Below are 13,222 nucleotides of genomic sequence, written 5' to 3' on the forward strand. Positions count from 1 at the left end.
TCAACCCAACGCGCCCCCTCTCAAGAGGGGAACTTATAAATGTTACTATACTATGCTTAAAAAATCTACAATACTAATCGCTATAGCCTGTTTGTTTTTTGCATTTAAAAGCAATGAAACAACCATGCCTCGTTTAAGCATATCTGCCAATCACCGCTATTTCATGGCCGGGGATAAGCCGTTTTTTTGGCTGGGTGATACAGGCTGGTTGTTATTCTCCAAACTGAAAAGAGAAGAAGCAGAACAGTATTTTGATACTCGCGCAAAACAGGGCTTTAACGTGATACAGGTGATGGTAGTGCACAGCATTAAGGAAACCAATGCTTACGGGGATTCCGCGCTAAGCAATAAAAATATCGCTCAACCAAAAACAACTCCCGGCAATACTTTTGGTAAAGGAAACGAGTATGACTATTGGGATCATATCGATTGGATCATCACCAAAGCTGCAGAAAAAGGATTATACGTTGCCTTGGTTCCTGTTTGGGGATCCGTTGTGAAGGAAAGCCATATTGGTGCTGATAAAGCTAAAATCTATGCCGAATTTTTGGCCAAAAGATATCGCGACCGGCCGAATGTGATCTGGATGAATGGTGGTGACATCGCCGGTTCAGATTCATTAAAAACCTGGAATGCTATAGGCAACACGCTGCATGATCAGGACGGAACGCACCTGGTAACGTACCATCCGCGTGGCCGCACGCAATCATCAAAATGGTTTCAAAATGAGAATTGGTTAGATTTTAATTGCTTCCAATCCGGCCATCGTACCTATGCGCAGGATACCTCAAAAAAAGATCTGAAATATGGTGAGGACAATTGGCGCTATGTGCAAACGGATTACAATCTATCGCCTGCAAAACCAACGCTTGATGCCGAACCATCCTATGAAAAGATCCCTTATGGTCTGCATGACATCAAGCTGCCCCGCTGGACTGCTGCCGATGTAAGACGCTACGGTTACTGGTCGGTTTTTGCCGGGGCTTGCGGATATACTTATGGCGATAATGATGTGATGCAGATGCACAAGCCAACTGATAAAGGCAGTGCGTACGGTTCAAAAGGCTACTGGTATAATTCGGTTAATGATCCGGGAGCTAAGCAGATGGTTTACCTGAAAAAACTGATGCTGTCGCACCCGTATTTTGATCGTGTGCCCGATCAATCAATAATAGCGGGTAACAATGGCGAAAAATATAACAGGCTGATCGCCACCCGTGGTAAAAATTATGCTTTTGTGTATACCTGTACCGGCCGCGAGATCAATATCAATGCTGATAATCTGGAGGGCTCGAAATTAAAAGCATCATGGTTTAACCCTCGCAACGGGCAAACTACGGCTATTGGCACCTTCGCGAAAGCTAAAACAATCAAATTTAAACCGCCCGGTAAAGTATCAAACGGAAACGACTGGGTGCTCATTGTCGACGCGATATAAATGAAAAGGGCGATTAAACATATCAGCTTACTATTTGCCATTGCGTTGATGTTTTCATGCAAGGCCAGTAAAAGCGTGTACCTTTTTACATCGTTTCATGAGCCTGCTAATGAAGGTTTACGTTTTTTATACAGTAATGATGCTTATCACTGGAATGCCATTGATCATATTTTCATTAAACCGGAAGTTGGCGACGCCAAAATCATGCGCGACCCATCCATAGCCCAGGGGCCAGACGGGGTTTATCACCTGGTATGGACAACCGGCTGGAAAAATGATAAAGGTATTGGTTATGCCAGTTCAAAAGATCTGATCCACTGGTCGGCCGAAGAGCATATTGAGGTAATGGCCAACGAGCCCACCGCGGTAAATGCCTGGGCACCGGAGTTGTTTTATGATGAGGAGAATAAGTATTTCATTATTGTTTGGGCTTCAACAGTACCGTTCCGTTTTCCAAAAGGGCAGGAGGATGAAAATAACAATCACCGACTTTACTATACCACAACCAAAGATTTTAAAACCTTTAGTCCTTCAACGCTTTTTCTTGACCCGGGTTTTAGTGTGATTGATGCCGAGATTGTAAAGCGGGCCAAAAATGATTACGCGCTGGTGATGAAGGATAACACCCGGCCTAACCGCAATATCCTGGTGGCGTTTAGCAATAATCCGCTTGGGCCATATAGCAATTATACGGCAAGGTTTACCGAACCTTACAGCGAAGGCCCGAGCATGACCAAAGCAGGCGATAGCTGGCTGATCTATTATGATTCGTACCGATTAAAGAGATATGGCGCAATGCGCACAACCGACTTTAAAACTTTTACAGACCTGGCCGATAGCGTAAGCGTACCGGTAGGGCATAAGCATGGCACCATATTTAAGGTTACCAAAAAACAGCTTGCGCAGCTTTTACAGGCAGCCGAGCAAACCAAAGCAGCTAAACATGAATAAGTTCATCAGCATATTGTTTTTTATATCGATGGCCTGCGTTGCCAATGCACAGGATACCGTGCATTACAGCGGCAATACGGTTGCCAATGTTGATTATCATCACGGGCAGTTAACCCCGGTGATAGGTGTGCACAGCAAACAAATCTTTAGGGCTAATCGCGAACACCCGGAACTGGCCGATGGGTTTGGTTTTACTTACAACCATGCGCCCATGCTGGCCTACTGGAACAATACTTTTTATGTAGAATACCTGAGCGATAAGGTAGGTGAAAGCGTGCCACCGGGTCAAACCCTACTCATGACTTCAAAAGATGGCGAAACCTGGTCAAAGCCTACGGTAGTTTTTCCTCAGTATAAAATACCGGATGGCACCACTAAAGAAGGGCATCCCGGCGTGGCTAAAGACCTGTATTCGGTAATGCACCAGCGCATGGGCTTTTATACTTCCAAATCAAAACGCTTGCTGGTGCTGGGTTTTTATGGCATTTGTTTAGATGGCCATGACGATCCTAACGATGGTTTAGGTATTGGCCGTGTGGTGCGTGAGGTTTTACCTAACGGCAAATTTGGGCCGATATATTTTATCCACTATAACCCTAAATGGAACGAAAAGAATACCTCATATCCTTTTTACAAAACCAGTAAGGACAAAGGTTTTGTACAGGCCTGTGACGAGCTGATGGCCAACCCACTGATGATGATGCAATGGGTTGAGGAAACCGACCGGAAAGATCCATTAATTCCGCTGCATAAGGATTATAAGGCATTTAACTTCTACCACCTGCCCGATGGCCGCGTTGTCGGTCTATGGAAATACGCGCTTACCGCCATCAGCACAGATAATGGCAAAACATGGCCTACCAATGCTGCCCGCGCACCACGTTTTGTAACCGCCAATGCCAAGATCTGGGGGCAGCGCACATCCGACGGCAAATACGCTACGGTTTACAATCCCTCGGAGTTCCGCTGGCCGCTGGCTTTGTCCGTTAGTAAGGATGGATTAGATTATACTAATCTACTACTGGTTAATGGCGAGATAACCACCATGCGTTATGGCGGTGCCTATAAATCATACGGGCCGCAATATACACGCGGTATTGAGGAAGGAAACGGCACCCCGCCGTATGGTAAGCTCTGGGTAACCTACAGCATGAATAAGGAGGATATCTGGGTATCATCCATCCCGGTGCCGATCACCGAAAAAGCGGATACGCACGCTAACGAGGTTTTTAACGAATTACCTGCTGGCAAAGAACTGGAGAAATGGAATATTTACAGCCCGCAGTGGGCGCCAGCAAGTATCGACAAGTCGCCTGATGGTGAGCGCGCGTTAACCCTAAAAGACAGCGACCCATTTGACTTTGCTAAAGCAGAGCGTGTTGTGCCGGTGTCAAAAAAACTGATGACCGATTTCACCATCACGGCCGGGCAAAATAATACAGGTATGCTGGACATTGAATTTCAGGATGAAAAAGGTACGGCTGCCATCAGGCTTACGCTTGATTCGGCTGGGCAGTTTAGGACAAAAGCTGGGTACCGCAATAAAAACTTTATGAAATATGAAGCCGGTACCCAGTATCATGTAGTGATCAGGCTCAATACCGATACCCGCTTTTACACGGTGAATGTGAACGGCAAGGATGTAATTACCGGCCTGTTTTTCGCGCCGGTGCTAAGCGTAAATCGGGTTGTATTCCGTACGGGGGATATCAGAAGGTTCCCGGATGCCGATACACCTACCGATCAGGATTTCGACCGGCCAAACGCCGGTGAAGCAGCAAAACAAGCTGTTTTCTATATCAAATCATTTAAAACAAGTAATTACTAATGATACCGCGCCTGATAAAATATTGTTGGTTAACGGTCTGCCTGCTAAGTTTCGGGATTGCCAGGGCGCAGGTAGTTTTACCTAAAGTTTTGGGCAACAACATGGTATTGCAGCGCAATGCACCTGTACCTGTTTGGGGCACCGCGTCGCCCGGCGAAAAGGTAACGGTAAAGTTCAATAAGCAAACCAAAACAACTACAGCTGATGCAGCGGGCAAATGGATGATAAAGCTTGACGCGATGCCGGCATCTGCTAAACCCGAAACACTGACCATATCAGGTAAAAACACTATTCAACTGCAAAATATACTGGTGGGTGAGGTATGGCTTTGTTCGGGCCAATCAAACATGCAGTACGAAATGCGCAAGAACAGCAAGATGAAAAAGCCGGATACAAGCACGGCAAATTCACCTGTTGATGAATTGGACCACGCGCATAATGCGCAGATCAGGATCTTCCTGGTTACGCAGAAAAATTTGCTAAAGCCCGATTCAACCCATTCGGGTTGGAGTGTGGCCGAAGATTCGGCTTTGCGGGCATTTTCGGCGGCAGGATATTTCTTCGCCAAAAATCTGCAGCATGATCTGAATGTACCGGTAGGTATTATTTCATCGGCGGTAAGCGGTAGTAGGATCGAGCCCTGGGTATCGCAGGAAGGTTTTGATGCTATTCCTTATTTCAAGGCAAACAACATTAAAATTGATGGCGATCCGGGTAAGTTTTATGCCAAAATGATTGAGCCTGTCGCGCCGTTCGCACTTAAAGGTTTTTTATGGTACCAGGGCGAAAGTGGCTGTTTTTTAGGTGAAACCATCAGCTACACTTACAAAATGGAGGCGCTGATCAATAACTGGCGCAAACTCTGGGGCGATAAAACATTGCCGTTTTATTATGTGCAGATAGCGCCCTATTACTATACCCAGGGAAAAGGCCCCGTAACCTATACGCCATTTACCGAGCCCGAATTTCGTGAGGCGCAAGCCGCCGCACTGCAAATTCCTCATACAGGCATGATCATCACTACCGATTTAAACGATGATCTTAAAAATATTCACCCGCCATTTAAATGGGAAATAGGCAGGAGGCTTGAACTGCAGGCCCTGGCCAATACCTACAAGCAACGGGTGATTTTTTCGGGCCCGGTATATAAAAGCATGAAGATAAGCGGCGATAAGATCATCCTTGAGTTTGATCATGTAGGAGTCGGACTGGTGAGCCATGATGCTAAGCCGCTTACTGATTTCACCATTGCCGGTGTCGACGGAAATTTTGTCGCGGCTACGGCCACAATAAAAGGGAACACGGTTGAAGTATCGGCCGCATCGGTTGCCAAACCTGTAGCCGTGCGCTTTGCCTGGTCGGAATCGGCACAACCCAATTTTTATAACAAAGATGGTTTGCCTGCTGCCCCTTTCCGCACAGATAACCCTTTGAAATTTACTTTAACTGCTAACTGAATATACTAATGAGATCTGCCTGCTTTAAAATATGGATTGCTTTACTGTTTGTTATCAACTGGTCGGTAAGCCATGGCCAGGAAACGCAAAAGTTATTCCTTTCGGGTACAGGGAGCGACCATACCGTAAACTGGCAGTTTTACTGTACCGCGGGCAATAATTCAGGTAAATGGACTACCATTCCGGTGCCATCAAACTGGGAGTTTCAGGGCTTTGGCAAGTACAATTATGGGCTTGCAAAAGATAGTTTAAAAGGTAAGGAACAAGGACTTTATAAATACGAGTTTAACGTGCCCACGTCATGGCAGGGCAAGGCAATCAATATTGTTTTTGATGGCTCGATGACCGATACCGAAGTGAAACTAAACGGCAAATCGGCCGGGCCAATTCATCAGGGATCATTTTATCGTTTTAAATATGATGTAAGCGCTTTGCTCAACTACGGAAAACCGAACCTGCTGGAGGTAACAGTATCCAAACATTCGGCCAATGCATCGGTAAACGCGGCCGAACGCAAAGGTGATTTCTGGATCTTCGGCGGAATATTCAGGCCGGTATTTCTGGAGGCGGCACCTAAATCGCACATCAGTTACTACGCCGTTGATGCAAAAGCCAATGGTAATTTAAAAGCACAATTGAAACTTGCATCTGTAAAAAGCGGCACGGTAACCGGGCAGGTGTATACCTTGGCTGGGCAAAAGTTTGGTGCTGCCTTTTCTGTAAAAGTTAACGCGGGTGATACCGTTGCCAACATTAGCACGCATGTTGCCTCGCCAAAATTATGGTCACCGGAGTTTCCTAACCTGTATAATGTGGTGTTTACGCTGAATGAAAATGGCAAGCCTGTTCATATCGTAAAACAACGTATCGGTTTCCGTACGGTTGAGTTGAGGGAGCATGACGGCATTTATGTGAACAACGTAAAGATCAAGTTTAAAGGCGTAAACCGCCATTCGTTTTGGCCAACTACAGGCAGGGCCTTAAGTAAAAAAGTAAGTATCGAAGATGTTCAGCTCATGAAGGATATGAACATGAACGCCGTGCGTATGTCGCATTACCCGCCCGATGATCATTTCCTGGACGTGTGCGATTCATTAGGCCTTTTTGTATTGGATGAGCTCACCGGCTGGCACCATGCTTATGATGATGTGGTAGGATCGAAATTAGCGAAAGAGCTTATCGAAAAAGATATCAACCATCCATCCATCGTGATATGGGACAACGGTAACGAGGGCGGTTTCAACTTTAACCTCGATCATTGGTTTGATGAACTGGATCTTCAAAAACGCCCGCTCATCCATCCATGGGGGATCTTCCGCGGAACAAACACACAGCATTATATCAATTATGATTACGGTACCAACACAGGCATAAACGGGCATGAAGTATTTTTCCCGACCGAGTTTTTACACGGCCTATATGATGGCGGCGGCGGTGCCGGACTGGATGATTTCTGGAAACAGATGTGGCATACCCCGATCTCGGCAGGTGGTTTTATCTGGGATTTTGCCGATGAAGCCGTAGTGCGTACAGATAAAAACGGCGAGCTTGACAGCGATGGCGACCATGGCCCCGATGGTATAGTAGGCCCTTACCACGAAAAAGAAGGTAGCTACTATGCTATTAAAGAAATCTGGAGTCCGGTTTACCTCGAGCCCCGCGAAATAACTCCCGCGTTTAACGGTATGCTTCGTTTAGAAAATAGGTACGCCTATACTAACCTCAAACAATGCACATTCAGCTATAAACTGGCTACACTTAATGGCGCCGGTTCAACAAGTAAAACCGGTACCATCACTTCGCCGGATGTTGCGCCCGGTCAGTACGGAAACTTGCAACTGCAATTGCCTCACGACTGGCAAAATTATGATGTGCTGTATATATCGGCTTTTGATGTAAATAAGCACGAGCTGTTTACCTGGAGTTTCCCGGTAAGCAACCACGATCAAATCACCAACCGCATCATCACAAAAAAAGGCGGAAGTAAGGCGGTAATTACCGAGACAGATTCGCTGTATAAAGTAAAAACCGGCAACGGGATCGAACTGGCGTTTAACCGTAATTCGGGCATATTGGTTAGTGTGAAAAATGCTAAAGGTGATATTCCTTTTAACAAGGGCCCTGTTTTGGTTGAAGGACAGGATCAAACAGGTTTTGAAAAACTCAGCTATCATTACGAGGCAGACAACCTGGTAGTTGAAGCGGTATTCCCGCCTAAAAAATCAGAGCCATTACTGAAATGGATTATCTACCCATCGGGCTGGGTGCAGCTTGATCTTAAATACTGGCCAATTGGCGAGGATGCTACGTTAATGGGTGTTAATTTCTCCTTCCCCGAAAAAGAGATCAAAGGCGTAACCTACATGGGCGATGGCCCTTACCGGGTATGGAAAAACAGGATGAAGGGTACATCGTTGGGTGTATGGGATAAAACCTATAACAACACCGTAACCGGGCAGGGCAAAGTTGTTTATCCCGAGTTTAAAGGCTATTACTCCAACCTGTATTGGATGAAGTTGCAAACTACAGGGCAGCCTGTAACCATTGTATGCAACAGCCGCGATGTTTTTATGCGCCTGTTCACGCCGGCAAACCCTGCAAAGGTTTACAATACAGCTCCGGCTTTTCCATCGGGCGATATTTCATTTATGCATGGTATCACGCCAATAGGCACCAAATCGCAAAAGCCTGAAAAACTCGGGCCAGGCGGACAAAAGAACCAATATTTTAATTACGACAGGAATATAGAAGACGCGCTTTCGCTAAACCTGTATTTCGACTTTTCGGGTAAATAATCGATGAGAAGGTTGCTCGCACATATCAGTTTGGCTGTGGCGGTTATGTTAACCTGCCTGGGCAATTGCTATGCAGATGCCCGTATCGGTTTGCAAAACTTGAAATGCGAAATGCTGAACAACCCTTTAGGCATCGGCACTAATAAACCACGGTTAAGCTGGCAGATCATAAGCGATGTCCGTAACACCAGGCAGATAGCTTATCAAATTATAGTAGCCTCAACTCCCGAAAAACTAACAGCCGGGCAGGGCGATCTGTGGGATTCGCGCAAAGTAAATTCTGCTGAATCCATCATGATCAGCTACGCGGGCAAGCCCCTCGTGAGTCGTGCAGTATGTTACTGGAAAGTAAGGGTTTGGACAAACAACGGTGCCAGTGCCTGGAGCCAACCGGCTAAATGGAGCGTTGGACTTTTAAATCCTGCCGACTGGAAAGCCAGATGGATAGGCTGTGATCGTGGATTTGCCTGGGATAGTGTTTCCAAGTTTTCACGCCTTTCGGCCCGGTATTATCGCCGAGGGTTTAGTTTGAATAAAGCTATTAAACAGGCTACAGCCTACATAGTTGGCTTAGGGCATTACGAGTTATATGTAAACGGCCAAATCATCGGCGACCAGGTTTTGGCCGAAGCACCTACCGACTACACCCAATCCGTTAAGTACAATACTTTTGATGTTACAGGCTATTTGAAACAGGGAGGTAATGCCATAGGAACGGTATTGGGCAACGGCAGGTATTTTACCATGCGGCCAAAATATAAACCTAAAAAGATCAAGGAATTTGGTTTCCCAAAAATGCTGCTTCAACTGGAGGTAGAATATACAGATGGAACAAAGCAAACTATCATAAGCGATAACAGTTGGCATTTTACCGCTGATGGCCCTATCCGCACCAATAACGAATATGACGGTGAGGAATACGATGCTACCAAAGAATTTTCGGGATGGAATACTCCTGGTTTTGATGACAGCCAATGGCTTAAAGCCGAACTGGTGCAGGCCCCCGGTGGGAAGCTCGGCGCGCAAATGAATGAGCCGATCAGGGTGATGGATACGGTTAAACCTGTTAGCATCAGTCAGCTTAAAAAAGATGTGTGGATCCTGGATATGGGACAAAACATGGCGGGCTGGATCCAAATGCGTGTAAAGGGTACCCGGGGTGATAAAGTAACGCTCCGTTATGCAGAAACGCTGCAGCCCAACAATGAACTTTACGTAGCTAACCTTCGCGATGCCAAGGTAACCGATGTTTATACCCTGAAAGGCGGGGCGGAAGAAACCTGGCACCCGGTATTTGTGTACCATGGTTTCAGGTATGTAGAAATCAGCGGGTATCCCGGTAAGCCTGAATTAGCCGATTTTGAGGGGCAGGTGGTTTACGATGCCTTGCCAACCATCGGTAGTTTTGAAACATCTGACGCTATCGTCAACAAGATCTACCACAATGCTTATTGGGGGATCCTGAGCAATTACAAAGGTATGCCCGTAGATTGCCCGCAGCGCAACGAACGGATGCCATGGCTTGGTGACAGGGCGGTAGGCTCGCTTGGCGAAAGCTTTGTGTTTGCCAACGGTAATTTCTACGCCAAATGGCTGGATGATATTGCACAATCGCAAACCCTGGTGGGCGCTATCCCGGATGTAGCGCCCGCTTACTGGAATTATTACAGCGATAACATGACCTGGCCCGGCACTTATATCCTGGTGGCCGATATGCTTTACCGCCAGTTTGCCGATAAAGCGCCTATTGAAAAGCATTATGCCTCCATGAAAAAATGGATGGATTATATGCGGGTTAAGTACATGAAGAACAACATCATCATCAAAGATAAATACGGTGATTGGTGCGTACCGCCGGAATCACTTGAACTGATCCACGCCAAAGATTCATCACTGAATACAGACGGACAACTGATTGCCACTGCCTATTACTATCATTTATCAGGTTTGATGGAAAAGTTCGCGACAATGCTACACAAACCTGCTGATGCACAGTTTTTTGCTGTCATAAAGCAAGCCGTAGCTAAAGCTTTTAATGATAAATATTTTGATCAACCTACATCGAAATACAGTAACAATACAGTAACAGCCAACCTGCTGCCATTGTATTTCGGGATCACGCCATCGGCGAATAAACAAGCGGTATTTAAAAATATAGTGGCCAAGATCAACGAGGCGCATGATCATATCAGTACCGGTGTAATCGGCACCCAATGGCTCATGCGCGGACTTGCCGAGTTTGGCCGCCCCGATCTGGCCTGGAAAATTGCATCTAATACCACTTACCCAAGCTGGGGCTATATGGCCGAGAGGGGCGCTACTACCATCTGGGAATTATGGAATGGCGATACTGCCAACCCGGCTATGAATTCACGTAATCACATTATGCTGCTGGGCGATCTGATCACTTGGTTTTACCAGGACGTAGCCGGCATAAAAACGGCTAACGCCGGCTTTAAGCAACTGGTGATGCAACCGGCTATTATCAAAGGGTTGGATAGTGTTAACGCTTCGTACCAAACCGCCTATGGCCTTATAAAAAGCAGTTATACCAATACTAAAAGCAGTTTTAACTGGCATGTTACCGTACCGCCAAACAGTTCGGCGTTGGTTTATGTGCCTGCAAAAAACACGGATGCAGTCACCGAGGGCGGAAAGAAGGTATCGGCCATAAAAGATATTAAACCTGTAAAAATGGAGAATGGGAGAGCGATACTCAGCATAGGTTCGGGCGATTATGATTTTGAAGTAAAATATTAAAGCAACATCGATATGAAAAAATTAAACATGGCGGGTGCTATGCTAATAGCCTTATTAGCGCTGGCGGGTACGTTGAAAGCCCAGGAGCAACAGGTAACTAAAGCAGTCCCATCTCCCGAAGCCCAGGCCAAAGCCGATGCTGAGGTTGAAAAGAAAGCTACGGATTGGGTTGCCTCATTATCGCTTACCGATACAGCAAAGGCTACCCGCGTAAAAAATGTGATAGCAACCCACCTCAAAGCCATCCGCGATTGGAACAATACCCATTCCTATGAATCAGTTCCGGCAGGTATTGATCCGGCTACGGGTAAAACTTTGAGCACCATGGACAGGCAGATCATCATTAATTCATCGCTGCCAAAATCGGTACACGAAAACCTGATGACTGGTTTGCATAACGACCTGACCGAAGAGCAGGTTGAAACCGTGCTTGATAAATACACCATTGGTAAAGTAGCTTTTACGCTGGCTGGTTATAAGTCTATTATCCCCGACCTGACACCGGTTGAAGAAGCTGCAATCCTCGCTAACCTGAAGCAAGCCCGCGAACAGGCAGTCGATTTTAAGAATATCAAGCAGGTATCGGCCATTTTCGAGATTTACAAAACCAAAAACGAACAATACCTCAACAGCAACGGCCGCAATTGGCACAAACTATACGGCGATTATACCAAAGCAATCATCGCAAAAAAGGCTGCTGACAAAGTTGCAAAAGATAAGGCTGCCACTCAAAAATAATGTTATGATGTTAAAAAAGATCTTGTTCGCCGGAGCGGTAAGCTGCTTATTCATGATCAATGCTATTGCCCAAAATCCCTGGCGTAAGGGCATTGTGAAGGACGAGTTTATATACGATAAAGCACCATACCCTGAATGTCACGCTGCAACGATAGCCGAAACGCCGACCGGCCTTGTAGCCTCATGGTTTGGCGGCACCAAGGAGCGTAACCCCGATGTATGTATCTGGGTAAGCCGTTTTGTTGGCGGTAAATGGACTGAGAGTATCAACGTAGCCAACGGCATCCAGAATGATACTTTACGCTACGCCTGCTGGAACCCGGTATTGTACCAGGTACCAAAAGGCGAATTGCAGCTCTATTATAAAATAGGCCCAAGCCCGGCAAAATGGAAAGGCTTTGTAAAAACATCAAAAGATGGCGGCATCACCTGGTCGGAGCAAAAGGCTTTGCCCGAGGGCTTTTTAGGCCCAATCAAAAACAAGCCGGTATTGTTTAAAAACGGCATGCTGTTGAGTCCGGTGAGTACCGAAGGTAAGGCCTGGCAGGTTCATTTTGAAGCCACCAAAGATTTTGGGGAAAACTGGACAATGATAGGCCCTATCAGTGATGGCAAAGATTTGAAAGCCATACAGCCCAGTATTTTAACTTATAAGGATGGCAGGCTACAGGCGCTTTGCAGGAGCCAGAACCGGGCGATATTAAGCACTTGGTCTAAAGATGGCGGGCAAACATGGTCGCCTTTGGAAAAGACAAATCTGCCAAATAACAACTCCGGTACCGACGCTGTGACCTTGAAAGATGGTCGGCAACTATTGGTTTACAACCATGTTTTGCCGCCGGGCAATCTGGCTAAAGGTGCCCGTACGCCTTTGAATGTAGCTGTTTCTAAAGATGGCATTACGTGGTATGCGGCTTTGATCCTTGAAGATTCGCCAATCAGTCAGTATTCCTATCCATCGGTTATTCAAACCTCTGATGGAATGGTACATGTGGTTTACACCTGGCGCAGGCAAAAGATAAAGCATGTAGTTATTGATCCTTCAAAGTTGGAGCTGAAAAAAATAAAGGATGGCATTTGGCCTAAGGTGGAGGGGTATACGCCTCAGGTACCGACAGGAGAAACCAAGGATTTGTAAACAATAACGTCATTGCGAGGTACGAAGCAATCCCAAATTGTACAGAGCGGATTTGCAAATAGGGGATTGCTTCGTACCTCGCAATGACGCTGTTTAAGATTGCTTTAACAAAAAATA

8 protein-coding genes are annotated in these 13,222 nt (G+C 46.2%); all 8 read left to right on the forward strand.

Going from position 1 to position 13,222, the window contains the following annotated elements; all coding sequences use genetic code 11:
* The first annotated feature begins 52 nt into the window (after positions 1 to 52).
* From DEO27_RS02200 to DEO27_RS02235, 8 genes are read left to right on the forward strand one after another with little or no spacing between them, the layout of a single operon-like run.
* Positions 53 to 1,438: a glycoside hydrolase family 140 protein gene (locus tag DEO27_RS02200; protein ID WP_112569304.1), complete on the forward strand. Its 1,386-nt coding sequence runs from the start codon at positions 53 to 55 to the stop codon at positions 1,436 to 1,438.
* Positions 1,439 to 2,389 carry a glycoside hydrolase family 43 protein gene (locus DEO27_RS02205; protein WP_112569306.1) on the forward strand — a complete coding sequence of 317 codons (951 nt, stop codon included), beginning with the start codon at positions 1,439 to 1,441 and terminating at the stop codon, positions 2,387 to 2,389. It begins immediately after the preceding gene.
* A complete protein-coding gene (locus DEO27_RS02210) occupies positions 2,382 to 4,217 on the forward strand; it encodes a six-hairpin glycosidase (protein WP_112569308.1) in 1,836 nt (611 codons plus the stop codon). Before DEO27_RS02205 ends, DEO27_RS02210 begins: the two co-directional genes overlap by 8 nt.
* Positions 4,217 to 5,674, forward strand: coding sequence for a sialate O-acetylesterase (locus DEO27_RS02215; protein WP_223818134.1), 1,458 nt, complete (start codon positions 4,217 to 4,219; stop codon positions 5,672 to 5,674). Before DEO27_RS02210 ends, DEO27_RS02215 begins: the two co-directional genes overlap by 1 nt.
* A gap of 8 nt (positions 5,675 to 5,682) precedes the next feature.
* Positions 5,683 to 8,469, forward strand: a complete 2,787-nt coding sequence (locus tag DEO27_RS02220; protein ID WP_112569310.1) for a glycoside hydrolase family 2 protein — start codon at positions 5,683 to 5,685, stop codon at positions 8,467 to 8,469.
* A 3-nt stretch (positions 8,470 to 8,472) separates the two neighbouring features.
* On the forward strand, positions 8,473 to 11,229 hold the full coding sequence (locus tag DEO27_RS02225; RefSeq protein ID WP_112569312.1) for an alpha-L-rhamnosidase: 2,757 nt from the start codon (positions 8,473 to 8,475) through the stop codon (positions 11,227 to 11,229).
* Between the two features lie 12 nt (positions 11,230 to 11,241).
* Positions 11,242 to 11,967 (forward strand): DUF3826 domain-containing protein, encoded by a 726-nt coding sequence (locus DEO27_RS02230; RefSeq protein WP_223818135.1) that lies wholly within the window; start codon positions 11,242 to 11,244, stop codon positions 11,965 to 11,967.
* A gap of 4 nt (positions 11,968 to 11,971) precedes the next feature.
* The gene (locus DEO27_RS02235) at positions 11,972 to 13,105 is read left to right on the forward strand and encodes a sialidase family protein (protein ID WP_223818136.1); all 1,134 of its coding nucleotides are present in this window, start codon (positions 11,972 to 11,974) and stop codon (positions 13,103 to 13,105) included.
* Positions 13,106 to 13,222: the final 117 nt, after the last annotated feature.

The sequence above is a fragment of the Mucilaginibacter rubeus genome (assembly GCF_003286415.2).
GTDB classification, from domain to species: Bacteria; Bacteroidota; Bacteroidia; order Sphingobacteriales; family Sphingobacteriaceae; genus Mucilaginibacter; species Mucilaginibacter rubeus_A.

Bases quoted from the DNA above. Each gene is read 5' to 3' on its own strand.
- DEO27_RS02200 (WP_112569304.1), top strand. From the start codon at position 53: ATGCTTAAAAAATCTACAATACTAATCGCTATAGCCTGTTTGTTTTTT.
- DEO27_RS02205 (WP_112569306.1), top strand. From the start codon at position 1,439: ATGAAAAGGGCGATTAAACATATCAGCTTACTATTTGCCATTGCGTTG.
- DEO27_RS02210 (WP_112569308.1), top strand. From the start codon at position 2,382: ATGAATAAGTTCATCAGCATATTGTTTTTTATATCGATGGCCTGCGTT.
- DEO27_RS02215 (WP_223818134.1), top strand. From the start codon at position 4,217: ATGATACCGCGCCTGATAAAATATTGTTGGTTAACGGTCTGCCTGCTA.
- DEO27_RS02220 (WP_112569310.1), top strand. From the start codon at position 5,683: ATGAGATCTGCCTGCTTTAAAATATGGATTGCTTTACTGTTTGTTATC.
- DEO27_RS02225 (WP_112569312.1), top strand. From the start codon at position 8,473: ATGAGAAGGTTGCTCGCACATATCAGTTTGGCTGTGGCGGTTATGTTA.
- DEO27_RS02230 (WP_223818135.1), top strand. From the start codon at position 11,242: ATGAAAAAATTAAACATGGCGGGTGCTATGCTAATAGCCTTATTAGCG.
- DEO27_RS02235 (WP_223818136.1), top strand. From the start codon at position 11,972: ATGATGTTAAAAAAGATCTTGTTCGCCGGAGCGGTAAGCTGCTTATTC.